The 23,286-nt window shown below is 74.8% G+C and carries 23 protein-coding genes; 8 read left to right on the forward strand and 15 right to left on the reverse strand.

Going from position 1 to position 23,286, the window contains the following annotated elements; genetic code table 11:
* Nucleotides 1-59: 59 nt before the first annotated feature.
* The gene (locus ACFZA0_RS09830; protein WP_391013765.1) at nt 60-233 is read right to left on the reverse strand and encodes a hypothetical protein; all 174 of its coding nucleotides are present in this window, start codon (nt 231-233) and stop codon (nt 60-62) included.
* A 521-nt stretch (nt 234-754) separates the two neighbouring features.
* Between ACFZA0_RS09830 and ACFZA0_RS09835 the strand changes: the two genes are divergently transcribed.
* Together ACFZA0_RS09835 and ACFZA0_RS09840 are read left to right on the forward strand one after the other, a co-directional pair.
* A complete protein-coding gene (locus tag ACFZA0_RS09835; protein WP_391013767.1) occupies nt 755-1,528 on the forward strand; it encodes a polysaccharide deacetylase family protein in 774 nt (257 codons plus the stop codon).
* A gap of 186 nt (nt 1,529-1,714) precedes the next feature.
* On the forward strand, nt 1,715-3,457 hold the full coding sequence (locus ACFZA0_RS09840; RefSeq protein WP_391013769.1) for a protein kinase: 1,743 nt from the start codon (nt 1,715-1,717) through the stop codon (nt 3,455-3,457).
* A 117-nt stretch (nt 3,458-3,574) separates the two neighbouring features.
* Here ACFZA0_RS09840 and ACFZA0_RS09845 read toward each other — a convergent pair whose 3' ends face one another.
* Both ACFZA0_RS09845 and ACFZA0_RS09850 read right to left on the reverse strand, forming a co-directional pair.
* Nucleotides 3,575-4,471, reverse strand: coding sequence for an NAD-dependent epimerase/dehydratase family protein (locus ACFZA0_RS09845; protein ID WP_391013771.1), 897 nt, complete (start codon nt 4,469-4,471; stop codon nt 3,575-3,577).
* A 2-nt stretch (nt 4,472-4,473) separates the two neighbouring features.
* Entirely contained in the window at nt 4,474-6,120 is a 1,647-nt protein-coding gene (locus tag ACFZA0_RS09850; RefSeq protein WP_391013773.1) for an MFS transporter, read from the reverse strand.
* Between the two features lie 76 nt (nt 6,121-6,196).
* Here ACFZA0_RS09850 and ACFZA0_RS09855 point away from each other — a divergent pair, with 76 nt between their 5' ends.
* Nucleotides 6,197-7,198, forward strand: coding sequence for a LysR substrate-binding domain-containing protein (locus ACFZA0_RS09855; RefSeq protein ID WP_391013775.1), 1,002 nt, complete (start codon nt 6,197-6,199; stop codon nt 7,196-7,198).
* Between the two features lie 275 nt (nt 7,199-7,473).
* A complete protein-coding gene (locus ACFZA0_RS09860) occupies nt 7,474-7,689 on the forward strand; it encodes a DUF4177 domain-containing protein (protein ID WP_391013777.1) in 216 nt (71 codons plus the stop codon).
* A gap of 27 nt (nt 7,690-7,716) precedes the next feature.
* Here ACFZA0_RS09860 and ACFZA0_RS09865 read toward each other — a convergent pair whose 3' ends face one another.
* The 4 genes from ACFZA0_RS09865 to ACFZA0_RS09880 form a co-directional block, all read right to left on the reverse strand.
* Nucleotides 7,717-8,349: a hypothetical protein gene (locus ACFZA0_RS09865; RefSeq protein ID WP_391013779.1), complete on the reverse strand. Its 633-nt coding sequence runs from the start codon at nt 8,347-8,349 to the stop codon at nt 7,717-7,719.
* Nucleotides 8,333-8,824 carry a sigma-70 family RNA polymerase sigma factor gene (locus tag ACFZA0_RS09870; protein WP_391013780.1) on the reverse strand — a complete coding sequence of 164 codons (492 nt, stop codon included), beginning with the start codon at nt 8,822-8,824 and terminating at the stop codon, nt 8,333-8,335. The genes ACFZA0_RS09865 and ACFZA0_RS09870 overlap by 17 nt, the downstream gene beginning before the upstream one ends.
* A gap of 72 nt (nt 8,825-8,896) precedes the next feature.
* Nucleotides 8,897-9,553 (reverse strand): class F sortase, encoded by a 657-nt coding sequence (locus tag ACFZA0_RS09875; RefSeq protein ID WP_391013782.1) that lies wholly within the window; start codon nt 9,551-9,553, stop codon nt 8,897-8,899.
* Complete coding sequence (locus ACFZA0_RS09880) at nt 9,550-9,945, reverse strand: sortase-dependent protein (protein ID WP_391013784.1); 396 nt, start codon at nt 9,943-9,945, stop codon at nt 9,550-9,552. Before ACFZA0_RS09880 ends, ACFZA0_RS09875 begins: the two co-directional genes overlap by 4 nt.
* A gap of 360 nt (nt 9,946-10,305) precedes the next feature.
* Here ACFZA0_RS09880 and ACFZA0_RS09885 point away from each other — a divergent pair, with 360 nt between their 5' ends.
* Entirely contained in the window at nt 10,306-10,914 is a 609-nt protein-coding gene (locus ACFZA0_RS09885; protein WP_391013785.1) for a hypothetical protein, read from the forward strand.
* 234 nt (nt 10,915-11,148) lie between these two features.
* Here the strand turns inward: ACFZA0_RS09885 and ACFZA0_RS09890 are convergent, their stop codons facing one another.
* A complete protein-coding gene (locus ACFZA0_RS09890) occupies nt 11,149-12,648 on the reverse strand; it encodes a SulP family inorganic anion transporter (protein ID WP_391013787.1) in 1,500 nt (499 codons plus the stop codon).
* A 384-nt stretch (nt 12,649-13,032) separates the two neighbouring features.
* Between ACFZA0_RS09890 and ACFZA0_RS09895 the strand changes: the two genes are divergently transcribed.
* On the forward strand, nt 13,033-13,506 hold the full coding sequence (locus ACFZA0_RS09895) for a MerR family transcriptional regulator (protein ID WP_391014417.1): 474 nt from the start codon (nt 13,033-13,035) through the stop codon (nt 13,504-13,506).
* A 221-nt stretch (nt 13,507-13,727) separates the two neighbouring features.
* Here the strand turns inward: ACFZA0_RS09895 and ACFZA0_RS09900 are convergent, their stop codons facing one another.
* Complete coding sequence (locus tag ACFZA0_RS09900; protein WP_391013789.1) at nt 13,728-14,333, reverse strand: DUF5994 family protein; 606 nt, start codon at nt 14,331-14,333, stop codon at nt 13,728-13,730.
* Nucleotides 14,334-14,989: 656 nt separating this feature from the next.
* Here ACFZA0_RS09900 and ACFZA0_RS09905 point away from each other — a divergent pair.
* Both ACFZA0_RS09905 and ACFZA0_RS09910 read left to right on the forward strand, forming a co-directional pair.
* Nucleotides 14,990-15,574 (forward strand): ECF RNA polymerase sigma factor SigK, encoded by a 585-nt coding sequence (locus ACFZA0_RS09905; protein WP_391013791.1) that lies wholly within the window; start codon nt 14,990-14,992, stop codon nt 15,572-15,574.
* Nucleotides 15,571-16,323, forward strand: coding sequence for an anti-sigma factor domain-containing protein (locus tag ACFZA0_RS09910; protein ID WP_391013793.1), 753 nt, complete (start codon nt 15,571-15,573; stop codon nt 16,321-16,323). Before ACFZA0_RS09905 ends, ACFZA0_RS09910 begins: the two co-directional genes overlap by 4 nt.
* Before the next feature lie 184 nt (nt 16,324-16,507).
* On the opposite strand, the gene ACFZA0_RS09915 is transcribed toward ACFZA0_RS09910, so the two are convergent.
* The 6 genes from ACFZA0_RS09915 to ACFZA0_RS09940 all read right to left on the reverse strand — a co-directional run bounded on the left by ACFZA0_RS09915 (nt 16,508) and on the right by ACFZA0_RS09940 (nt 23,242).
* Entirely contained in the window at nt 16,508-17,344 is an 837-nt protein-coding gene (locus ACFZA0_RS09915; RefSeq protein ID WP_391013795.1) for a DUF1295 domain-containing protein, read from the reverse strand.
* On the reverse strand, nt 17,341-18,741 hold the full coding sequence (locus ACFZA0_RS09920; RefSeq protein WP_391013797.1) for a class I SAM-dependent methyltransferase: 1,401 nt from the start codon (nt 18,739-18,741) through the stop codon (nt 17,341-17,343). Before ACFZA0_RS09920 ends, ACFZA0_RS09915 begins: the two co-directional genes overlap by 4 nt.
* Nucleotides 18,738-20,105 carry a class I SAM-dependent methyltransferase gene (locus ACFZA0_RS09925; protein ID WP_391013799.1) on the reverse strand — a complete coding sequence of 456 codons (1,368 nt, stop codon included), beginning with the start codon at nt 20,103-20,105 and terminating at the stop codon, nt 18,738-18,740. The genes ACFZA0_RS09920 and ACFZA0_RS09925 overlap by 4 nt, the downstream gene beginning before the upstream one ends.
* Nucleotides 20,102-20,926, reverse strand: coding sequence for a DUF1365 family protein (locus ACFZA0_RS09930; protein WP_391014419.1), 825 nt, complete (start codon nt 20,924-20,926; stop codon nt 20,102-20,104). The genes ACFZA0_RS09925 and ACFZA0_RS09930 overlap by 4 nt, the downstream gene beginning before the upstream one ends.
* Nucleotides 20,927-20,985: 59 nt before the next feature.
* A complete protein-coding gene (locus ACFZA0_RS09935) occupies nt 20,986-22,320 on the reverse strand; it encodes an FAD-dependent oxidoreductase (RefSeq protein ID WP_391013801.1) in 1,335 nt (444 codons plus the stop codon).
* Nucleotides 22,321-22,588: 268 nt separating this feature from the next.
* Nucleotides 22,589-23,242 (reverse strand): fasciclin domain-containing protein, encoded by a 654-nt coding sequence (locus ACFZA0_RS09940; RefSeq protein ID WP_391013803.1) that lies wholly within the window; start codon nt 23,240-23,242, stop codon nt 22,589-22,591.
* Nucleotides 23,243-23,286 lie beyond the last annotated feature (44 nt).

Below are 23,286 nucleotides of genomic sequence, written 5' to 3' on the forward strand. Positions count from 1 at the left end.
CAGGTATGTCGCATCAGGACATCGGGGCCGCACGGCGACGCATGGTCCGGGGCGCCGGGCTACTCGCCGCGCTGTGGGTTGTAGCCGCCCATGCTGCTTGCCGGGTCGTCGATTCGTCGGAGCAGGCGGCGCATGGACGCCGTCACGACCGGCGCGTCCATGCGGAGGACCTCGTCGGGACCGACCGCCCGGAGATCGGCCAGTTCCGCCTCAACGCTGTTCTGCTCGCTCACACCGCACCCATCTACGGGTCGGGCGGCGGTGCCGCCGCAGTCATGGAGAAGCCGGCCCATCGAGGGCCCGGCAGTCCGGGACGGACTGCCGGGTCAGAATAGCGCGGCTCATGTGCGAACACCGGCGATTACCGGCGCCTCCGATCCGACGCGAATTCACACCCGGTCCCGTCGGCCCGCAGGCAGGCACGCCCGACCACCCGACTGCGGACGAGCGCACCGAACCGGCTTGCCGGACGCGTTACTTGGGCTCGTCACGGGCACCGTGGCCCGGCCCGACGACGCCTACGGCGACGCGGACCCGGCGGGCGACGGGAGTGCGGACCGCAGGGTGCGGCCTCGTCGGCCCTGCGGGTGCTCGGCGCCGCCGTGCCGTGCGCCCCCTCCCCCGGTTGTCCGCGAACCCCTGCGGAATTGTTCGTGGTCCGTAACGGGCGGAGCCTCCGGGCGTCTTCTCTCGTCATGTCAGGTGATCGGGAGCCGGCCGGGGCCGGTGGCAACTGCGGTGGGACGGGGCGGACATGGCGCGGCACAACGGCGGGCGGGGCTGGTACGGCAAGGTGGCTGCGGCCGCGCTCGGGGTGACGTTGCTGGCCGCCGGTGCCTCCGTGTGGACCGCGCAGGCCGGCGATCTGGGCGGCTCCTCGCCGCGCGCGGCCGTCTCGGCCTCGCCGGGTGCCGCCGCGAAGGCCGTCGGGGTGACCATCGCGCACGCCTCCGACAAGGGCGCCCACGGCGTCAACATCACCATCGACGACGGTCCGGACCCCACGTGGACCCCTCAAGTGCTCGCCGTGCTCAAGGAGCACGGGGTCAAGGCCACGTTCTGCATGGTGGGGACGCAGGCGCAGGCCTACCCCGATCTCGTCAAGCAGGTGGTCGCGGCCGGGCACCGACTGTGCGACCACACGGTGTCGCACGACACGACCATGGACAAGAAGTCCGAGGCCTACCAGTCGAAGGAGATCCTCGACGCCGAGCGCATGATCACCAAGGCGTCCGGGGGCGTGCGGCCGATGTACTACCGCGCCCCGGGCGGGGCGTTCACCCCCTACAGCCGCCGGCTCGCCGCCTCGCGGGGCATGCGTCCGCTGGGCTGGAACGTGGACACCAAGGACTTCGAGCAGCCGGGCGTGGACGCCATCGTCGCCACCGTCCAGCGGGAGCTGCCCAGCGGCCCGACGATCCTCTTCCACGACGCGGGCGGCGACCGCGACCAGACGGTGGAGGCACTGCGCAGGGTGCTGCCCTGGCTCAGGGAGCAGGGGTACGCGTGCGGGTTCCCGGTGCGGTGACGCGGCGCCCCGGCCGTCGATCGCGCCGGCCGCACCACCGGCCGCCGGGGCCCCGCGCCGCCGGGGCCGGACCCCGGCGTTCGGTCGGGTCCCGGCTCAGGCCCGTCCGGTGCAACCTCTAGGCTGCTGTCCGCCGTCTGATCATGGGGGTTGGGGCGGCGTGGGGTGAGGGGACGGGGCGGTTCGGTGGATGGTGTGCGTGAGGTGTTCCGGCCGTTGCGGGCGGGGGACCCGTCGCAGGTGGCCGGGTATCGGATTGTCGCCCGGCTCGGGGCCGGGGGCATGGGGCGGGTCTATCTGGCCCACACGCTCGGAGGGCGGCCCGTCGCCGTCAAGGTGATCCGGCCCGAGCTGGCCGACGACCCCGACTTCCGAAGACGGTTCGGCCGGGAGATCCAGGCGGCCCGCCGGGTCCGGGGCGCGTACACCGCCGAGGTGCTCGACGCCGACGCCGACGGGGTGCCGCCGTGGCTGGCCACGCTGTACGTGCCCGGCCCCTCGCTCGCCGAGGCCGTCGGGCGGCGCGGGCCGCTGCCGGTGGACGCGGTGCTCTGGCTGATGGCCGGGGTGGCCGAGGCGTTGCAGGCCATTCACGGCGCCGGGATCGTGCACCGGGACCTCAAACCGTCCAACGTCCTGCTGGCCTCCGACGGTCCCCGCGTCATCGATTTCGGCATCTCGCTGACCGCCGACGTCACCTCGCACACCGCCGTCGGCGCGGCCGTCGGCACCCCCGAGTTCATGGCCCCCGAGCAGGCGTCCGCCGGTGAGGTCACCGCCGCCACCGACGTCTTCGCGCTCGGGCAGACGGCCGCGTACGCCGCGCTGGGCGAGCCGCTGTACGGGAGCGGTTCCTCCGCCGGAGTGCTCTACCGCATCGTCCACTCCGAGCCCGACCTCTCCGTCCTGCCCGAGCGGGTCCGCCCCCTGATCGCCCGGTGCCTGGAGAACGACCCGGCGCGCCGGGCGAGCCTCGCGGAGGTCGTCGAGTGGTGCCGTGAGCGGCTCGGGCCCGACGCCGACGCCGACACGGGGCAAGGCGCCGGGCCCGCCGTCTGGCAGGAGCTCCTCGGGCCCGAGACGGAGGTGCCCCCGCCCCCGCCCTCCGGGTTCGGTCCCGCCCCCGCGTACGTGCCCAACTACGGCTACCCGGGCCCCGGGACGCCGGGCGGGGGCGGGCCGCCGTACCCCGCGCCGATGCCCGTGCCCGCGCCCGCCTGGCAGCAGCCGGAGTGGGTGGGCCGGCGGTGGAGCCGGCGGCAGCGCGCGGCGGCGATCGGGGCGGCCGTGCTCGGGGGTGCGCTGCTGCTGGCCGTCCTGGTGGTCTCGTTGCGGCAGCTGTCGAGCACGACCAACAGCGCTGATCCGGGCGGGCCTTCGGCAACGGCGACGACCGCCGCGGAGTCCCGCACCGCCGGGACCAAGGCTTCCGGGTCCCGGGCGGCGGGCACCGGAGCCACGTCCTCGGGCGGCCGGGAGACCTCGGAGACGTCCGACGGCCCTGATCCCCGCCCCACTCCCACTCCCACCGCGTCGGCGTCCGTCCGTGCCTTCCCCTACGCGTTGCAGGACCTGGACGAGAAGACCTCCCTGTCGTTCACCGAGCCGGTCGCGCGCAAGGACCGCAAGGGCGACATCCGTATGGACTGCAAGGAGATCGGCTGCGAACTGACCAGTCCCAGCAGTGTGATCGGGCTGTCCTACGACAAGCCGGGGGCGACGCTGGAAAGCTGCCGCAGCATCCTCGACGGGGCAACGGCCCACAGCCTCACCCTGAACGTCGTGGCGAGCGGCAGCGAGATCTGCGTCCGGAACGCCTCCGGCGACATCGCCCTCCTCGTCGTCCAGATCAAGTCCACCGCCATGTGGGACACCCCCGGCATCAGCTTCGTGGAGATGGACATGACCGTGTGGCGGAACCTGGCCTGAGACGGGACGCGACGGCGACGGCGACGGCGACGGCGCGCGGCGGAACGGGGGCGGGCGCGGCCCGTGTTGACGGCGCCGCGCCCGCTCCCGTTCCCGTTCCTTCTGTCCGTCCCTCCGTCAGCGGTAGTAGCAGCCGCTGTCCAGGTCCTCCTCCAGGGTCGGGCCCGTCGGGGTCCAGCCGAGGAGGGTCCGGGTGGCGTCGGCCGACGCGCACATGTCCGCCGTGGCGAACTTGTGGAGCCAGCCGAAGTGTTCGGCCGCGTTGTCGACGGGGACCGACGCCGTCGGCAGGCCCAGACCCCGTCCCACCGCCTCCGCGATGTCGCGGAACGGGAGGCCGTCCTCGGCCGCCGCGTGCATGACCGTGCCCGCCGGGACCCCGCGTTCCAGGGCGAGCCGGACCACCCGGCCCGCGTCCTCGCGGTGGACCGCGGCCCAGCGGTTGGCGCCGTCGCCCGCGTACGCGGAGACACCCTTCGCGCGGGCCGTCGCGACCACGCCGGCCAGGAACCCGTGGTCGCCCGCGCCGTGCACGGTGGGCGCGAAGCGTACGACCACCGTGCCGACGCCCTTCTCCGCGAACTCCAGCGCCAGGTTCTCGCTCCCTCCGCGCAGGGAATCGACGCCGTGGAAGGGCGACCGGTCCGCCTCGGTGGCCGTGCGGCCGGGGGCGAGGAAGGCCAGGCCGGCGGCGACGACGAACGGGCGGTGCGAGCCCGCGAGCACCTCGCCGACGGCCTGCACGGCGCCGCGCTCGGAACGGTTGGTGGCGGCCTGGTCGGCGAAGTCGTGCTTGTTCGCGAGGTGGACGACCGCCTCCGCGGCCTCCGCGCCCGCCCGGATGCCCGCGAGGTCGTCCAGGTCGCCGCGCAGCGCCCGCGCCCCCTTCGCCGACAGGGCGGCGGCGGAGTCGTCGGAGCGGGCGAGGCCGGTGATGTCGTGGCCGGCCGCGAGGAGCTGGTCCACCACGGTGGAGCCGATCCAGCCGGTGGCTCCGGTGACGAATATCTTCATGGTCAATTCCTTCTTTCCTGTTCTGCTTCCTTGGTCGGACTCGCGTGACGTGCTCGTTCCGCTTCGCGCGGCGGGGCGGCCCGCATCGCTCTCCTCCGGGAGAGCCGGGACTCCGCCACCACCAGGGCGCCCGCCACGAGCACCGTCACCCCCGTCACCCGCAGGCCGCCGTCCGTGCCCGCGACGAACGCCGTGACGATGTCGTGCGCCCGGTCCGGGGGTGCCGCCGCCAGTGCCCCGGCCACCGTGTGCGCGGCGTGGCCGGCGCGGAGGTCAGCGGGAAGGGCGGCCGTGAACCGCGCGGTGAGCACCGTGCCGGCCACCGCGACGCCCAGCGCGCTGCCGAACTCCCTTGTCGTGGCCTGGAGTCCGGCCCCCACCCCGGCGCGGTCCGGCGGCAGCGCGCCCGCGATGGCGCCCGACAGCGCGGGCAGCGCCAGGGCCACCCCGGTGCCCGTCACCAGCAGCCAGGCCGCGTACTCGGCGTACGACGTGCCCGTACCGCCCGTGGACAGCCCGAGGAGGCCGCCGCCGACGGTGACGAAGGCGAGGGCGAGGACCGTGTCGAGGCCCGCCAGCCGCGTGAGGCGGCCGACGTACCGGGCGCCGAGGACGATCGGCACGGTCAGCGGGACGATCCCGAGGCCGGTGCGCAGGACGGCGTACCCCTTGGCGTACTGGAGGAACGACGCGTTGACGTAGAACAGCGCGAACATCCCGAAGAAGACTGCGGTCATGCCCAGGCACGCGCTGCGCAGCGTCGGGAGGCGGAACAGCCGTGGATCCAGCAGGGGTTGGGCCGTGCGCAGCTCCACGAGCGTCCACGTCGTGAACAGGCCCGCCGCGCACACGAATCCGGCGACGACGACCCCGCTGCCCCACCCCGACTCCGGCCCCTGCACGATGCCGACGAGCAGCGCGACGGTCGCGGCGATCAGCAACACCGTTCCACACAGGTCGAGTTGACGTGCGTGGCGGGGTGTCGTCGGTACGCACCGGCTCACCAGCACGGCCAGCACGAGCGCCACCGGCACGACCGCCGCGAACAGCCAGCGCCACGAGCCGCCCGCGAGGACGGCACCGCCGCCGACGTTGCCCGCGACCCCGCCGATGCCCGTCATCGACGCCCACGTCGCGGTCGCCGCGCCCCTGCGGGCGGGAGGGGCGGCGTGCAGCAGGACGGCGAGCGTGTTGGGCAGCACGGCGGCGGCGCCGACGCCCGTGACCGCCCGGCCGGCGAGCAGCACGGCCGTGCCCGGCGCCGCCGCCGACACCGCGGCGCCCGCCGCGAACAGGGCCAGGCCGCCGAGCAGGACGCGCCGGTGCCCGTAGCGGTCGCCCGCCGCGCCGCCGGGTATGACCAGGCAGGCGAAGAGGACGACGTACAGGTCGACGATCCAGACCAGCGCCGACGCGGACGGGCGCAGGCCGCTCGCGGCGAGCATCGGGACCGCCAGGTTGACGGCGGCGACCGCCCCGACGACGAGCACGACGCAGGCGCACATGAGCGCCGTCACGCCGCGCCGGTCGGCGGGGGTCGCAGTGGCCTCGGTGGCCGCGGTGGGTGGCCGGGCGGGGCGGATGGGGCGTGGGGAACGGGAGGGGCGTGGGGCGCGGGTCGCCGGGGCGGCGATGTCGTCGAGGGGCATGACGACGACGTTAGGAACACGCGGCCTCTTCCCGCCACGCAACTTTGACAATGCAGCATTGCGTACGATGCAACCCATGGCCCCCACTGCTCCGCGCGTGCCCGCCTCTCCGCGCGTGCCCCCGGTCGGCACCGGACCCGGCACCGGACCGGCGTCCGCCCCGCGCCCCGGCGAACTCCTGGACCTGAACCTGCTGCGCGTCTTCGACGCCCTGCTTCAGGACAGCAGCGTCACGGCGGCCTCCGAGCGGCTCAACCTGTCCGTCCCGGCGACCAGCCGCGCCCTGGGCCGGCTCCGGCGCGCCATGGGCGACCCGATCCTGGTGCGCGCCGGGCGCGGCATGACCCCGACCCCGTTCGCCCTGCGCACCGCGCCCCGGGTGCGCTCGCTGCTCGACGAGGCGGCCGCCCTGACCAGGGAGGACCGTGAGGTCAGCGTCGCCGATCTCCGGCGCACCTTCACCGTCCGCATCAACGACGGTGTCGCCGCGACCCTCGTGACCGCCGCCGTCGAGGCCACCACGGCGGTCGCGCCTGGCGTGACGCTGCGGTTCGTCGCGGAGGGCAACGAGAGCGTGGAGTCGCTGCGGGACGGGAGCGTCGACCTGGACATCGGCGCCGGTGACGTCACCTCCCCCGACCTGCGGTCCGCCCCGCTGTACCGGGAACGGCTGGTCGGCGTCGTCCGCGCGGACAGTCCGCTGGGGCTCCGCCGGGCGCCCACACCGGAGCAGTTGTGCCGTCACCCGCACGTCTCCGCGTCGCGCCGGGGCCGGGCACGCGGGCCCCTCGACGACGCCCTCGAAGCGGCCGGGCTGCGGCGGCACGTGGCGGCCGTCGTCCCGACGTTCGCTCTCGCGTTCCTGCTGGTCGCGACCAGTCGGCACGTCGGCCTCGTACCGCAGCGGCTCGCCGAGCAGCACGGGACGGCCCTCGGGCTGCGCTGGTTCCCGATGCCCGTCGCGCTGCCGGAACTTGAGGTGCGCCAGCTCTGGCACGCCCGCCTCGACGCGGACCCCGCCCAGCGGTGGTTGCGGGAGACGATCGCTCACGCCATGGGGGCACCGGCCGTCGGGTGAACCAGTGTTGTGGCCGCCAGCTCACAACTGACGCACGAAGCACACCCGTTGGCGCTCGCGTCCCGTCCGAAAGGGGGACCGAACGCACCGCCGCCCCGCGAACCGTGCCGGGCGGCGGCACTTCGCGTGCGGGTGACGGGGCCGGGCGGTGGCCGTTGCCCAACTCCCTTGCAAGTGGGGGCCGTCGACGATGTCGTGCGACGGGGATGATTGGCTGGCTCCGGCCGTCTCACCCACGACGACGGTTCACGCCGGTCCGCAGGAGGTTCCACCGCATGAGCAGCCCCTACACCTACGAGTACAAGGTCGTCAGCTTCCGCGAATCGCTGATCGGCGACGCGCTGGACAGCGACAAGCTGGAGAAGGTCCTCAACAAGCACGCCGAGGACGGCTGGGGCCTCAAGGCCATCACCTCCGCCGACGTCAAGGGCCGCATAGGTCCCGGCGCGGTCGAGGGCCTGCTGCTCACCTTCGAGCGTCCGCGCGCCTGACCGGCGAGGGCGCTACCGCCCCGGGCGTTACCGGGGCCGGTCCGTCGCCCGGGTCTCCGCCGTCCCCCGCGTCGGCACCGCGGTCGGTGTCGACGAGGGGGACGTCGTCGGGTACCTCGATGACGACGACGCGGACGAACGCGACGGAGACGGGGTCGGGTCCGGGTCCGGGTCCGGGACCGAGGTCGGCCTCGACGTCGGCGTACCGGGCGTGGACGCGGTCGGCACCGGCGAGACGGGGGCCGGGCCGCGCGTCGGCGGTGCGGACCGCTGCGGCGCCGTCGTCCTGTCCTGTGCCGGGCCGCTCGCCGGGGGCGGGGCCAGCGGGGGTGCGGGATCGTGCGACGCGGACGTGCGCAGCGGCAGAAGCGCCAGGAGCGCCGCCGCGCACGTGACGCCCGCGCCGATCGCCGTACGCGCCAGGCGCCGGCGGCCGGCGGCCCGGCGTACCGCCTCGTAGCGGCCGGGGGGCGGCCCGAGGTGGGTGGCCGGGGGCCGCAGGATCACCGCCAGCGGGTCGTCGGGGCCGAACTCGTCCTGACCGTACGGGGATTCGAGACCGGGCCAGTCGTCGTGGCCCCGGTCGCCGCCACCAGCGCCGCCCCAGCCGCCGTCCCCGTCGCCGTCGCCGTCGCCGTCGCCGTCAAAGAGTGTGGTCAACGCTTCTCCTCAGGTGGACGCGGAGCAGTTCGCGGGCCGCGTGGAGGTCGGCCTTGACGGTTCCCTCCTTGCGTCCGGTCAGCACGGCAACCTCCCTGACCGGCATGTCGGCGTAGTAGTGCAGCAGTATCGGAACGCGGAGCCGTTCCGGCAGCGACTGTACGAGCAGCCGGACGGACGGGTCGGCCTGCTCGTCGTGCGGACGCACCGCCGCCTCCGCGGTGACCCGGCGCATCGCCCTGCGTTCGCGCTCCGTGCGGCGCCAGTGGTCCCGGACCAGGTTGGCCGCCGTGACGTAGAGGAAGCCGCGCGGTTCCTCCACGGACGTCCAGCGGGCCCACAGCCTCGTGAACGCCTCCGACGCGATCTCGTGCGCCGTCCCGTCGTCGTCCACGAGCCGCCGGCACCAGCCGGCCAGACGCGGATAGAGGGCGGCGAACAGCTCGGACGCTGCCTTGTCGCGGGACCGTTTCAACGCTCTCCAACGTTCTCCGTGGTCGGGGTTCGCAGGGCCGGGCCCGAGGGCCCGGCCGTTCCGGTGCGGGGGTCAGACCAGCCTGGCGAAGACGATCACGTTGTCCCGATAACCGTCCCCCGTGCGCGGTCCACCGCAGGTGATCAGCCGCAACTCCGGCCGCGCCACGTCCCCGTAGACGTCCTCGACGGGGAACTCCGCCTTCGCGACCGTGCGTACGGAGGTGACCGCGAACTCGGGTTCGCGCCCGCTCCGCAGGCGTACGGCGATCCGGTCGCCGGCGCGCAGCCTGTCCAGGTGGCGGAAGACCCCGTCACCGTACGCGCCCACGGTGACGTGCCCGAGCAGCACGGCGGGGCCGGTCTGGCCCGGCGTCGGCGAGTACGCGTACCAGCCCGCGCGGTCGTGCGCGGTCACCGGCGGCACCTGGACGGTGCCGTCGGCCGCCAACCCCAGTTTCAGCAAAGGGGTGTTGACGCCGATGGCCGGGACGCGCAGGTTCGTCGGCACCGAACGGGGCAGCGGCGAGGGGGACTTGGCCGGTCGGGCAGTGGATCCCGCGGTCCCGGCGCCCGTTGGGGAACCGGCCGCCGCACCCCCGGCGGTGTCCGTACCGGTCCCGGCGCCCGTGCCGGGACCGGTGTCCGTACGGGTCCCGGTGCCCGCGCACGCCGTCAGCAGCGAGGCCGCCGTCGCCGTGACGAGGGCGCGGCGGGAGAGTGCCGTCATGCCCCGGTCGTCCGGCGGCGGCGCACGACGAAGGTCACCGCGCCCGCCGCGACGAGCAGCGCGGCCCCGCCGCCCACCAGCGCGCCGTCCGAGGCGGATCCGGACGTGGCGGACGTCGTCACGCCGGTGTCGGGCGCGCCGCTCGGCACCGCGGAGACCTGGCCGCGGGAGGGGGCCCTGGTCGGCTCGGCGCTCCGGGTCGCCGTGCTCGGCACCGGAGACGGCACGGCGCTCGGTGCGGTGGTGGGCGTGCGGGTGGCGGCCGGGGAGGCGGTCGGCCGCACGGACGGGACCGGGGACGGGCTCGTCCCGTCGGCGAGGGCCGGCGCGGCACCCGCGAACAGCGCGGCGCAGGCAAGTGACGTGACGGTGAAGGCGGTTCGGCGACGCATGAGGCTCCCTCTTCGTGGGCCGGCGACGGGCCGGCCGGTGACGGATCGGGAGGAGAGACGAGGCAGCCGGGAGGCGGGTTGTAAAGAGACGGCAAAGACGGGGCGGGCGGGGGCTGTTGTGCCCCGTCGCCGCGGTTGCGTCGGCACCGGTCCACCGTGCGGGGCCCGGCCGCGATCCGGCTTCCCTCACACGGGCGTTGGGACTTCCGTACCAACTGCCTTGCCTGGACGATGTACTGGTCCCCTCCGATCCTCTCCGCGTGCGGCGGGACCGGTGCGGCACAGGTGTGTTCGACCGCGGGGGCCCACCGGTCCCCGGGTCACGGTGGGCCGGGGTGTTCGCGGCCGGAGGAGGTTCCCATGAGTGAGGCGTTCCTGCGCAGGCTGTCCCGGTGGCAGGCGGAGCAGCAGCGGGCCCCCCTCGCGGAGGTTCACGTGCGGGCGCGCCGCGGGGGCGACACCGGCGACGGGCGCGACGACCGGGAGGCGTTCCTGCTCCGGTTCGAACAGCACGTGCAGCGGCCCGGGTTCGACATGGCGGTCGCCGACGCGGACGGCGGCCCGGTCGGCTGGGCCTACGGGTACCGGGCGGCACCCGACAGCGGGTGGATGTCCGCCGCGTGGGGCGACGGGCTGGCCGCGGCGGAGGACGAACTGCCCGACGAGATCCGCGCCCTCACCGCCGCCCGGCGGACGTTCCTGCTGATCGAACTGGTCGTCCTGCCCACGCACCGCAGGCGCGGCATCGCCACCCGGCTGGGCGAACTGCTGCTCTCCCGGCTCACCACCGACCTGGTCCTGACGGCCGTGGAGCCGCCCGCGGGCGAGGAGCGCTCGCCCGCGGCGGCCGAGACCCTGCACGCATGGGGCTGGGAGAAGCTGGGCGAGGCGGCGCGCACCCCCGTGGTCGACGCGGTGGCGCAGGACGCAGGCGCCCGGGAGGTGTGGGCCCGCCGCCCGCCCCGGTGAGCGGGCGGTGGTCGTGGGGGCCGTGGTCGCCGGGGGCGGTGGTCGTGGGGGCCCGTGGTCGTCGGGAGGCCGTGGTCGCCGGGGGGCCGTGGTCGCCGGGGGGCCGTGGTCGCCGGGGGGCCGTACCCGTTGTCCGGGGCCCTTCAATGGCGCGCGGCCGTCGGTGAGGCGCCGCCGTCGGCTGCCCCGGCGGCAACGGCCCGCCGTCGATGGCCCGCCGTCGATGGCCCGGCGTCAGTGGCCCGCGGCCAGTTCCCCGGACAGGGTCCCGTGCATCCGGGCGCTCGGCTCGTCGAGGCCGACGATCTCGACCGTCTTGCCGCGCGCCGCGTACTTCGCCGTCACCATGTCGAGTGCGGCGACCGACGACGCGTCCCAGATCCGGGCGCCGGAGAGGTCCACGACCACGTGGGCTGGGTCGCCCGCGTAGTCGAAGCGGTCGGCGAGCCCGTTGACGGAGGCGAAGAAGAGGGCGCCGGTGACCGCGTAGACGACCTGGCCGCCGTCGGGGTCGGTCACGGAGGTGATGTCCGCGTGGTCCGCGACCCGGCGGGCGAACACGATCATGGCCAGCACGGAACCGACGACGACGCCGATCGACAGGTTGCCGGTCGCGACGACCACGATCACGGTGACCACCATGACGACGGTCTCGCCGGCCGGCATCCGGCGCAGCGTCGAGGGACGTACGGAATGCCAGTCGAACGTGCCCACGGACACCAGGACCATCACCGCGACCAGCGCGGCCATCGGGATCCGTGAGACGACCGGGCCCAGCACGATGCAGAGCACCAGCAGGAAGAACCCGGCCAGGAACGTCGACAGGCGCGTGCGGGCACCGTTCTTCACGTTGATCATCGTCTGGCCGATCATCGCGCAACCGCCCATGCCGCCGAACAGGCCGGTCACGATGTTGGCGACGCCCTGGCCGACCGACTCACGGGTCTTGTTCGACGAGGTGTCGGTGATGTCGTCGACGAGCTTCGCCGTCATCAGCGTCTCCATCAGCCCGACCAGCGCCATCGCGAACGCGTACGGGGCGATGACGGTGAGGGTGTGCACGTCGTACGGCACGTCCGGCAGCCCCGGCACCGGCAGCGACGACGGGAGCCTGCCCTTGTCGCCGACGGTGGGCACGGCGATCCCGGCGGCGACCGTGACGAGGGTCAGCACGACGATCGACACCAGCGGCGCGGGCACGGCCCGGGTGACGCGCGGGAAGAACACCATCAGCAGCAGACCGGCGGCGACCAGCGGGTAGACCGCCCAGGGCACGTCGCGCAGGTTCGGGATCTGCGCCTTGAACAGCAGGATGCCCAGCGCGTTGACGAAGCCGACCATCACCGGGCGCGGCACGAACCGCATCAGCTTCGCCACGCCCAGCGCGCCCAGCAGGATCTGGAGGACACCGGCCAGGACGACCGTCGCGATCAGGTAGCCCAGGCCGTGCTCGCGGGCGACCGGCGCCACCACCAGGGCGACGGCACCCGTGGACGCGGAGATCATCGCGGGCCTGCCGCCGACGAACGCGATCACCATGGCCATCGTGCACGCGGCGAACAGGCCGATCTTCGGGTCGACTCCGGCGATCACGGAGAACGAGATCGCCTCCGGGATCAGCGCGAGTCCGACCACGAGCCCGGCCAGCACCTCGACGCGGGCGACCTTCGGCGAGAACCAGTCGGGGCGGCGCGGGCGCCTCGGCCACGACCCGCCCCGGAGGCCGGCGAGCACGGCCGGGGCACTCGGAGAGCCCGGGGCGCCCGGGGCGCCCGGCTGCGGGCCCTGTCGCGCGGCCGTCGAACGGGGAGTGATCGGCAAGATCGAGAACCTGTCGTGCTCGGGCGCGGACACGACGGACGACGGGAACGCGGCGGGGGCTGAGGCTGGGGAGTCGGAGCGGAGGAGCACCTGCGGGACGTCGTCGGCCCGGCGGGGGGCACAGCCGCGCCCCTCGACCGCGGGCAACCCTACCCTAACGTTAGGGTAGGGATCGAAAAGTGATCGGTGAGGGCTCGTCCGCGGACGCGGGGGCGCCGGGACGAAGGGCCTGATCAGGGCGTGGACAGCACACACCGGCCGACCGCCACGGGCACGCGGCCGCACGACCGGACGCACGTGCAGATCGGCGAGGTCGCCGCACGCACCGAGCTTTCCCTCCGGACGATCAGGCACTACGAGGAGACCGGCCTCGTCGTCCCGTCCGCCCGCTCGCAGGGCGGCTTCCGGCTGTACACCGAGGCGGACGTACAGCGCCTGATGGTGGTGCGCCGGATGAAGCCGCTCGGCTTCACGCTGGACCAGATGCGCGACCTCCTCGACGCGACGGACCGCCTCGACGCGGGCGACGTCGCGGAACCTGCGCGGGCGACGGGGCCGGTCGCGGCCGGCGGCGCCGACACGGCTCCGGAACCGGCGCCCGGCCGCGCGCAACTGCTCGCCAGGGTCCGCGCGTACGAGGAGATCGCCGCCCGGCGCGTCGCCGACCTGCGCCAACAGCTCGACCGCGCCGAGGAGTTCGCGGCGACCCTGCGCGAACGCATCGACCGCGCGGAGGCATCGTCCACGGGCGAGGGGCACACCGTCGGCTGACGACGTACCCCCTGCTCCGCAGCTCCCGCGCCCCGGCACCGCACCGCACAGCGGAAGCGGCGAACGGAGGCCGCCGGAGCGGTCGTTGACGCTCGTGCGCTCGGAGCGCCCGCCCTCGCCGCGGCACGGCACGGCACTGACGAACAGGACCACGTGCCGGACGGCCGCGACGGGCCGCGCCGGACGGTCCCGTCGGGCCTGGTCGCGCGGTGGGCGGGTGGTCAGGCGCCGCTGCGGCTCCCGGTGACGGCGGCCGGCTCGCCGCCCTGCCGGGGCAGACGCTCGCCGCCCGCCGGGTCGGCGTCCGCCGCCGCGTCGTGGAGGTCGTCCGCGTCGGTGAGCGCCGCGTCGACGAGGTCGTCCTCGTCGACGAGGTCCACGGCGTCGACGAGGTCGTCCGCGGCGACCAGGACCGCCGGGTCCTCGACCGCGGCGGCCATCAGCCGCCGGGCCTCCTCCTCCGTGGTCGTCGGCGGAACCACCAGCAGGTCCCAGCGGCCCCGGCCCGGCGCCAGCAGGCACACGGTGTGCGGACCGCGCGGGGACTCCGAGCGCCGCAGCCGTACCACCTGGTTGGCGACGAGAAGCCGACCGGGGGACGCGGTCCAGGGACCGCCGTTGACGATGATGCTGCCGATCTGGCCCCAGGCGTGCGGCAGTTCGCCGACCAGGGCGGGCAGTTCGGACTCCAGGTCGTACGACCGGGGCCACCACGCGCCGTCGATGCGGCGGGCCGTGTGGGCGTGCGACGGCTGTGCCGCGAGCACCAGCCGGGCGGCGGACGGGGTGGGCAGTGAGGGGGACGAGGGGGACGGTGCGGAGGTCATGATGGCTCCAGTTCCGAGGATGGGTGCGCGGTGCGCGTGCGACGGACCGCGCGGGTCCGCGCACGGCGTGTGCGCGCCCCGCGACCGCCGTGATCACGGCGGTCGCGTTCTGCACAACGCGCGCGGCGGCGGTCCGGACGTGTCGTCGGCCGACAGCGGGTGACGAGGGGCGGCCTGTTGACGTCCGGCGAACCGGCGTCGGCCGGCCCCGCTTCGGGGAGGACGGCACGACCGGGGTCCGGGGCCGCGCCTCTTCGCGTTCGCGGGCGGGCACGCACGCGGAACGCGGGGACGGGACGGGATCAGCGGGGGCGGCCGGGGGCCGGTGACCAGCCCCGGTGCGTGGTGTCGACGTCGGATGTCATGGGACGGAACCTGCCCCGGGCCGGACCGCGGCCCGTGTCTGCCGTACGGCGCTGACGAGTTCGGACCGAACAGGTCCGGTCGCCGCCGCACGGGGGTCTTCGCCCCTCACCGTACTCCTGCCCGTCGCGCGGCCCCTTCGGCGACGGCGAGCGGGCACGCGCGCGGCCGCCCTCCCTCCTCCTTCGAACCTCTTTCGGAACCCGCCGAAAACAGATGCCCACGCGGCCAAGCCGGAAGGTCCGCGGCAACGGATGACAGGTGGACGTGTTTGCCGCTGGGAGGATGGAAGCGTGAGAGAGCCCGTGCACATTGGGTCACGGCCGTCGCCGGGACCCGACCTGGAGGAACTGGTGGGCCTCGTCGCACGGGGCGACCAGGACGCCTTCGCCTCCGTCTACGACACCGTGGCCGGCCCCGTCCTGGGGATCGTGCGCAGTGTCCTGCGCGACCGCGCCCAGTCCGAGGAAGTGACCCAGGAGGTCCTCGTCGAGGTGTGGCGCACCGCCGCACGCTTCCGCTCCGACCGCGGTTCGGCGATGAACTGGATCCTCACCCTCGGCCACCGCCGCGCGGTGGACCGCGTCCGGTCCGTCGAGGCGTCCGCCGCCCGGGAGCACAAGGCGGCCCTGCTGGACCGCAGCCCCGAGTACGACGAGGTGACCGAGCAGGTCGAGGCGCAGTTCGAACGCGAACAGGTGCGGCGCTGCCTGCGCACGCTGACCGACCTCCAGCGCCAGTCCGTCACGCTCGCGTACTACCGCGGCCTGACGTACCGCGAGGTGGCCGAGCTGCTCGCGCTGCCGCTCGGCACGGTCAAGACCCGGCTGCGGGACGGTCTGATCCGGCTCCGCGACTGCCTGGGGGTGACGGCATGACCACCGTCGAGCTGCACACGCTGACCGGCGCGTACGCCCTGCACGCACTCGGGGACGACGAGCGCCGCGAGTTCGAGGCCCACCTCGGCGAGTGCGACGCCTGCGCGCAGGAGGTACGCGAACTGACCGCCACGGCGGCCCGGTTGGGCTCGGCGGTCGCTGCCGAACCACGGCCCGAGATGCGGCAGCAGGTGCTGCAACGGATCACCGCCGTACGCCAGGACGGGCCGCGCACCGCTCCCGGTGCCCGCGGTCGCGGGGGGCCCGGCCGTGCGCGGCGGCTGCCGCGGTTCGCGCTGGCCGCCTGCCTGGCGGCCGCCGTGGGGCTGGGCGGTGTCGCGGTGTGGCAGCACCAGCGGGCCGAGGACGCCCGGCAGCAGGCCGAGAGCGCCGAACAGCGCGTCGACAGCATCGCCGCCGTCCTGAGTGCCCCCGACGCGAAGACCAGTTCGGGCCCCGTCGCACGTGGCGGCACCGGAACCGTGGTGGTGTCGCAGAGCCGCGACCAGGCCGTCTTCGTCGGCGCCGGGCTGAAGACCCCGGCCGTCGGCAAGGTCTACCAGCTCTGGTTCGACGACGACGGCACGATGCGCCCGGCCGGCCTGCTGAACGCCGGCCGCGCCACGGACGCCGTGCTCATGGACGGCAAGGTGGGCGTGGCCTCGGCCATGGGCATCACGGTCGAACCGGCGGGCGGCTCCAAGGAACCCACCTCGGCGCCTGTCGCGCTGATCAAGTTCTCGGTCTGAGAGCTCCGGGCAGCGGCACCGGACAACAGCTCCTGACCGGCACGAACGCCGGATCCGGGCACGTGCGCCGACGTTTCACGTGAAACGTCGGCGAACCCCCCACCCCGGATCCGGCTCGGCGCAGTTCCCGCGGGGTGAGGGAGCCCGCGGGGACTGCGCCAACACGCGCTGCGGACAAGGACGTTCAGGCGCCCTTGCCGTGCCGCGACCGTCCGCCGCGCGGCGGGAGCGGGAAGAAGCCGCTGGTGCGCGCCACGTACTCGGCGTAGCCGGGGCGGTCGGCCATGTGCCGTTCGAGGAGCGCCTTTCCGCTGCCGCGGATGAGCAGGAAACTCATCACCAGCGGGGCCACGAGCGCGACCGCGGCGGGTCCCGGTCCGGCCTCGCAGGCGACGAGGAACAGGCCCCACCAGACACAGAAGTCGCCGAAGTAGTTGGGGTGCCGGGTCAGCCGCCACAGGCCGCGGTCCATCACCTTTCCCCGGTTCGCGGGGTCGGCCTTGAACCGGGCGAGCTGCCGGTCGCCCACCGCCTCGAAGAACAGCCCGACCGCCCACAGCACCGCCCCGGCGACGGCCCAGCCGGACAGCGCGCCCGGCGCGTACGAGGCGACCTGCACCGGCAGCGACACCAGCCAGACCAGGGCGCCCTGGAGCAGGTAGATCATCCGCAGTGCGTACCAGGCGCGGCTGCCCGGTGCCTTCGCGAGCATCGCCTCGTAGCGCGGGTCCTCGCCGTGGCCGCGGCTCCGGAGCCCGATGTGCACCGCGAGCCGCAGCCCCCACACGGCGGTGAGCGCGAGGACCAGTACGCGGCGGGCGGTGTCCCCCTCGCCGGCCGCCCCGGAGACCGCGAAGGTCACCGCGGCGACCGCCGTGAACCCGACGCCCCACGCCACGTCGACGATCCGGTGCCTGCCGCCCCGCAGAGCCAGCGCGAACGTCACCAGCAGCACCGCGAGGGCCGCGCCCGCCGCCGGGGCCAGGTTCAGGGCGAGGGCGCCCCACGGGTAGTCGCTCACGACGAGGACTCCGGCCCGCGGCGCGGCCCCGGTGCCCCGGCCGGCGGCACGTGCGGCGCCGCGTACCAGGGGCCGGGGGTGGGCGGCAGGCCGGCCCGGCCGTCCGCGGCGGGGCGCACGGAGAGGATCTGGTCGACGCCCATGCGCCCTTCCTCGAAGGCCAGGCCGCCCCCGACCAGGTACAGCCGCCACACCCGCGCGGTCTCCTCGCCGACCAGCCGCACGAACTCGTCCCAGCGGTCCTCCAGCGTGCGGTGCCAGGCGGCGACCGTGCGCACGTAGTGCTCGCGCAGGGACTCCACCGACCGCACCTCAAGACCGGCGCCCTCCAGCATGCCGAGGGTCTCGCCGACGGGACGCATGTGCATGTCGGGCGCGATGTACGCCTCGATGAACGCGCCACCGCCGGGCGCGTTCGCGCCGCGGGACATCTGCTGGACGAGGACCCGGCCCAGCGGCCGGACCCGGTCGCGCAGCAGCGCGGCGAACGCCGGGTACTCCGCGTCCCCGACGTGCTCCCCCATCTCGACGGTGGCCACTGCGTCGTACGTGCCCCGGCCGTCGTCCGCGAGGTCGCGGTAGTCGGCGCGCAGCACCTCCACGCGGTCGCCCAGGCCCCGCGCGGCGACCTGTTCCCGTACGTGCGCGGCCTGTTCGGCGGCGAGGGTGACGGCGGTGACGTGCGCCCCGCGGTGCTCGGCGGCGTACAGGGTCAGCGAGCCCCAGCCGCAGCCCACGTCCAGCAGCCGGGCGCCGGGGGTCAGGTCCAGCTTGCGGCAGATCAGCTCCAGCTTGGCGCGCTGGGCGTCGGCGGCGCCGAACACGCCGTCCGGGGTGCCCGCGCCCTCGGCGGTGTCCGTCCAGTAGCCGCACGAGTACGCCATCGTCTCGTCGAGGAGCAGCCGGTAGAAGTCGTTGGAGAGGTCGTAGTGGTGGCTGATCGCCGCGCGGTCGCGGGCCCTGCTGTGCAGCCTGCCGCGCATCCGCGCCTGCGACGCGGGCGGTGCCGGACGCGGGCCGACGGCTCCCAGGGAGAGCGCGGAGCCCGCGAGGCGCAGCCGTCCGCCCGCCGAACCGCCGGGCAGGGCGGGGCGGTTGGCCCGGGTCGTGCGCCACATGGTGCGCAGGCCCTCGCCGAGGTCGCCCTCGACGTCGAGTTCACCCGTCACGTACGCCTGCGCCAGGCCCAGTTCGCCCGGCTGCCACAGCAGGCGGCGCAGGGCGCGCCGGGAGCGGACCACGACCACGGGGGCGTCCGGGGGGCCGGCCTCGCTGCCGTCCCAGGCGCGCAGCCGCACGGGGAGCGGGACGCCGAGCGCCCCCTCGACGAGGGCGGCGAGCCGGGCGGCGGTGCCGGTGGCGGAGGGGCCGTTCCGGGTGGGGGCGGTCGTGGTCATCGGGCCTCGTTCTCCTTCTTCTCGGCGGCCGCAGCGGCGAACTGCGCGGGGAACTCCCCGGCGAGGCCCGCGGCAAGCTCCCCGGCGGGCTCCTCGCCGGGTCCGCCGACGGGCTCCTTCGCGAACAGGTACTGCTGGACGTCCAGGTAGCCGGAGCGGAAGCCCGCCTCGGAGTACGCCAGGTAGAGGGTCCACATGCGGCGGAAGGTCGCGTCGAAGCCGAGGGCCTCGACCTCGTCGGCGCGGGCGGTGAACCGCTCGCGCCACAGCCGCAGCGTCTCCGCGTAGTGCGCGCCGAAGCCGTCGCGGCGCACGGTGCGCAGGGACGTGTGGGTGCGCACGGCCTCCTCGACCGCCTCGGTCGAGGGCAGCAGACCGCCGGGGAAGATGTACTTCTGGATCCAGGTGAACGTCGAGCGCGAGGCGAGCATCCGGTCGTGCGGCATGGTGATCGCCTGGAGCGCGGCCCGGCCGCCGGGCGCGAGGCGCCGGTCCAGGGTGGCGAAGTAGACGGGCCAGTACTCGGCACCGACCGCCTCGATCATCTCGACGCTCAGCACGGCGTCGTACGTGCCCGTCACCTCGCGGTAGTCGCACAGCTCCACGGAGACCCGGTCGGCGAACCCGGCGGCGCGCACGCGCTCCCGGGCGAGGTCGCGCTGCTCGGCGGAGAGGGTGATCGAGGTGACGCGGGCGCCGCGCGCGGCCGCCCTGATCGCCAGTTCGCCCCAGCCGGTGCCGATCTCCAGGACCCGCGTGCCCCCGCCGACCTCGGCCAGGTCGAGCAGGCGGTCGATCTTGCGGTGCTGGGCGGCGGCGAGCAGGTCCCACTCGGCGGGGAAGCCGCGGAAGACACCGGCCGAGTACGTCATCGTCTCGTCGAGGAACAGCCGGAACAGGTCGTTCGACAGGTCGTAGTGGTGCCGGATGTTGTCGCGCGACCCGGCGGGGGTGTTGCGCCGCACGTCGGGCTGCCGCAACGCCCAGAGCCCGCGCAGCCGTTGCAGGGGGCGGGGCACCAGGTCGGCGGCGCGGCGCGCGAGCACCGTCAGGACCGCCACCGGGTCGGGCGCCTCCCACTCGCCGGCCATGTACGACTCGCCGAAGCCGATCAGGCCGCCGGCGCCGATCCGCCGGAAGAAGGCACCCGGGTCGAGCAGGTCGAGCACCGGACCGCCGCGCCCGAGCCGCCCTCCGCCGGGAAGCCTGACGTACAGCGGGAGTTCGGCCAGGGCATGCCGTACGAGGGTGCGGGCCACCGCGGTGCGGGCGCGGGAGGCCGGGGGCAGTACTGCCACGTCGGGCCATCGGGCCGGGTCGGCGAGGGCACGCCGGCCCGGGACGGTGAGCGCGGGGCTGGTCATCGCGTTCCTTCCTGGGGACGGTGGGGAGGCCGGGGCACGACCGGCAGGCCCCGGCGCCAGAGGCGGACGCCGTGGAACCGGATCGCGGCGGAGACGACGAGGGTGGACCACGGGTGCCGGGCGGCCGACCGCAGCAGCGCGGCCGGAGTCGGCGGGCGGCGCCGGCCGCGCAGGGTCGCGGTGAACGGGCTGCCGCCCTCGCGTTCCAGCCGCACCGTCACGCCGAGGCGTTCGCCCGGCGGGGGCAGCCGCATGCGGTAGTCGCCGTCGACGGGGAAGAACGGCGAGACGTAGAACTCCTTGGCGGTCCGGTAGGAGTCCTCCCCGGTCCGGCCCGCCGCCGCGCCGCCTGGTGCCGGTACCGCCGCGCCGCCTGGTGCCGGTACCGCCGCGCCGCCGGGTGCGGGCCCTGCCGTCGCCTCCGGCTCCAGCAGGTAGCAGTGGCGTTCGCCGTAGGTGTTGTGCACCTCCGCGACCACGCAGCGCTGCGTGCCGTCGGGGGTGTGACACCAGTACAGGGTCAGCGGGTTGAAGACGTGCCCGAGGACGCGGGCGTGCGTCAGCATGACCACCGGGCCGCCCGCGAGGTCGACGCCGCGCGACGCCAGGTACGCGTCGAGGCCCGCGCGCAGGGTCGGGGCGCCGCCGCCGAAGTGGTCACGGGCCCGGAAGCCGGCCAGCGGACGCAGCGGGAGCGGCAGCCGGGGCGGCCGGTCGGGGTCGACGAGCCACATGTACGTGCGGTGGCGCAGGTCGTACCGGACGGGCGCGGTGCGCACGTGGGTGATCACGCACTCGTAGAGCGCGGGCGCGGCGGGCACGGCACGCGGGCCGGACGCCGCCGGGGCGGCGCGTGGCGTCACGTGCGCCGTACGGCGGTTCACCAGGTCACCCCCAGCGCGGCCGCCGCCTCGGCGCCCGAACGGCAGCCGTCCTCGTGGAACCCCCAGCCGTGGTAGGCGCCCGCGAAGGCGGTGACCGGGGTGTTCAGCGCGGGCAGCAGCCGCTGGGCGGCCACCGACTCGGGCGTGTAGACGGGGTGTTCGTACACCATGCGGGCCAGCACCCGGTCCGGGTCGACGCGGTCCTCGCCGCCCAGGGTGACCACGTACGTCTCCGGCGCGCTCAGCCGCTGGAGGCGGTTCATGTCGTAGCTGACCCGGACCCGGTCGGCGCCCGCGTCGCAGGCGGGCAGCAGGTAGTTCCACGAGGCACGGGCACCGCGGGCGCGGGGCAGCAGCCGGGTGTCGGTGTGCAGCAGCGTGGTGTTGCGGGAGTAGCGGAACGCGCCGAGGGCCGCGCGCTCGGCCGGCGTCGCGTCGGCCAGCAGCCGCAGCGCCTGGTCGGGGTGGGTGGCGATCACGACCGCGTCGTACGCGCGCGTGACGCCGTCCTCGGTGGTGACGTCGGCGCCGTCGGCGTGCCGCCGCACCGCGCGCACGGGGCTGGCCGAGTGGACGGTCCGGAGGCGCTTGGCGACCCGCGCGACGTAGTCGCCGGAGCCGCCGCTGACGGTGCGCCACGTCGGGGAGCCGCCGACCGAGAGCATCCCGTGGTGGTCGAGGAACCGGAACAGGTAGGCGGCCGGGTAGCGCTGGGCGGTCGCCGCGTCGCAGGACCAGACCGCCGAGACCAGCGGGGTGACGAAGTGCCGCACGAAGTACGGGGAGAAGCGCTCGCGGGCCAGGAAGTCGCCCAGGGTGGCCGGGTGCCCGGAGCCGGTGCCGTCCCCCGGGTCCGCCTCCGCTGCCGCGCCCGCGCCCGCGTCGATCCGCGCGAGGAGGCGGCGGGCGGCGCGGTGGAAGCGGGGGACCTCGGCGAGCATCCGCAGGTAGCGGGGGCGCAGCACCTCGGCGGGCCGGGCGAACACGCCCGAGGGGCCGCGGGCACCCGCGTACTCCAGGCCGCAGCCCTCGCAGCGCACGGACATGCTCATCTCGGACTCCTGGGTGCTGACTCCGGTCTCCTCGAAGAGTCGCAGCAGGTTCGGGTACGTGCGCCGGTTGTGCACGATGAACCCGGAGTCGACGCGCAGCATCCGGCCGTCGGCGGACGGCAGTTCGTGGGTGTGCGCGTGCCCGCCGAGCCGGTCGTCGGCCTCGTACAGCGTCACGTGGTGCGCCCCGCTCAGCACGTAGGCGGCGGTCAGTCCCGAGATGCCGCCGCCGACGACGGCCGTACGGCGTGTGCGTGACGTGTCGTGCGTGTGCCCCATGCCGTTCGCGTCCTCCCCGCTCGGTTTCCGGCCGGATGCCGGTCGGGTCCGCTCAGGGCCCTCGTGTGTGATCCGGAGCCGGGGCCTCACCGGATTGGCCCAACGGCGGGGTGATCTCGGCCGGGATTCCCAGGACGCGTTCGGCGACGTACGGGAGGGGTGCGGGCGGGCATGCCGACGGGGGCGGCCCCCGCTCGGGCCGCCCCCGTCTCCGCTGTTCCCCTGTGCTGTGTTGCTGTGTTGCTGTGTCCCCTGCTCCGCTACCCGGTCAGCTCTTCGGCATCAGGACGGTGTCGATGATGTAGACGTTGGCGTTGGACGTCTTCACGTTGCCGCAGACGACCTTCGCGGTGTCGTTGACCGTGTACGACTCACCGGAGCCCATGGTGGTGAGCTTCGACTTCTCCAGGGTCGTGAACGAACCCTTCTGGAGCTGCTGCGGGGTCAGCTTCTGGCCCACGACGTGGTACGTGAGGACCTTCGTCAGCTCGGCCTTGTCGGCGAGGAGCTTGTCCAGCGTCGCCTTCGGGATCTTGGCGAAGGCGTCGTTGGTGGGCGCGAACACCGTGATGTTCTGCGCGTTGTTGAGGGTGTCCACCAGGCCGGCCTTCTTCACGGCCGTCACCAGCGTGGACAGCGCCGGGTTGTTGGAGGCCGCGGTGGCGACCGGGTCCTGCGCCATGCCGTCGAAGGAACCCGCGCCGGACTTCGGCACGGACGAACACGCCGGGCCGAACGGCTTGTCCGTCATCGCGCTGGCGCTCGCGCTGGCGCTCGCGCCCTGTCCGGCCTCGGCGGAGGCCGTGGTCTTCGCGGCGGAGGCGGAGTCCTTGCTGTCCGAGGAGCACGCGGTGAGCGCGAGGGGCAGCAGGGCGGCGGCACAGACGCCGACGGCGAGGTGGCGGCGGTTGCGAGTGATCATGGTGTTCTCCTGTGGGGAAGGCGCACCGCGTCGTTGCGGGGCGC

It is taken from the genome of Streptomyces sp. NPDC008150, assembly GCF_042956945.1.
GTDB lineage: Bacteria > Actinomycetota > Actinomycetes > Streptomycetales > Streptomycetaceae > Streptomyces.

What these genes read in the sequence shown, in the direction of transcription:
- ACFZA0_RS09850 (WP_391013773.1), bottom strand. Translation starts at nt 6,120, where the DNA reads ATGCCCCTCGACGACATCGCCGCCCCGGCGACCCGCGCCCCACGCCCC.
- ACFZA0_RS09860 (WP_391013777.1), top strand. Translation starts at nt 7,474, where the DNA reads ATGAGCAGCCCCTACACCTACGAGTACAAGGTCGTCAGCTTCCGCGAA.
- ACFZA0_RS09935 (WP_391013801.1), bottom strand. Translation starts at nt 22,320, where the DNA reads ATGGGGCACACGCACGACACGTCACGCACACGCCGTACGGCCGTCGTC.
- ACFZA0_RS09925 (WP_391013799.1), bottom strand. Translation starts at nt 20,105, where the DNA reads ATGACCAGCCCCGCGCTCACCGTCCCGGGCCGGCGTGCCCTCGCCGAC.
- ACFZA0_RS09885 (WP_391013785.1), top strand. Translation starts at nt 10,306, where the DNA reads ATGAGTGAGGCGTTCCTGCGCAGGCTGTCCCGGTGGCAGGCGGAGCAG.
- ACFZA0_RS09920 (WP_391013797.1), bottom strand. Translation starts at nt 18,741, where the DNA reads ATGACCACGACCGCCCCCACCCGGAACGGCCCCTCCGCCACCGGCACC.
- ACFZA0_RS09940 (WP_391013803.1), bottom strand. Translation starts at nt 23,242, where the DNA reads ATGATCACTCGCAACCGCCGCCACCTCGCCGTCGGCGTCTGTGCCGCC.
- ACFZA0_RS09875 (WP_391013782.1), bottom strand. Translation starts at nt 9,553, where the DNA reads ATGACGGCACTCTCCCGCCGCGCCCTCGTCACGGCGACGGCGGCCTCG.
- ACFZA0_RS09900 (WP_391013789.1), bottom strand. Translation starts at nt 14,333, where the DNA reads ATGACCTCCGCACCGTCCCCCTCGTCCCCCTCACTGCCCACCCCGTCC.
- ACFZA0_RS09835 (WP_391013767.1), top strand. Translation starts at nt 755, where the DNA reads ATGGCGCGGCACAACGGCGGGCGGGGCTGGTACGGCAAGGTGGCTGCG.
- ACFZA0_RS09855 (WP_391013775.1), top strand. Translation starts at nt 6,197, where the DNA reads ATGGCCCCCACTGCTCCGCGCGTGCCCGCCTCTCCGCGCGTGCCCCCG.
- ACFZA0_RS09880 (WP_391013784.1), bottom strand. Translation starts at nt 9,945, where the DNA reads ATGCGTCGCCGAACCGCCTTCACCGTCACGTCACTTGCCTGCGCCGCG.
- ACFZA0_RS09910 (WP_391013793.1), top strand. Translation starts at nt 15,571, where the DNA reads ATGACCACCGTCGAGCTGCACACGCTGACCGGCGCGTACGCCCTGCAC.
- ACFZA0_RS09845 (WP_391013771.1), bottom strand. Translation starts at nt 4,471, where the DNA reads ATGAAGATATTCGTCACCGGAGCCACCGGCTGGATCGGCTCCACCGTG.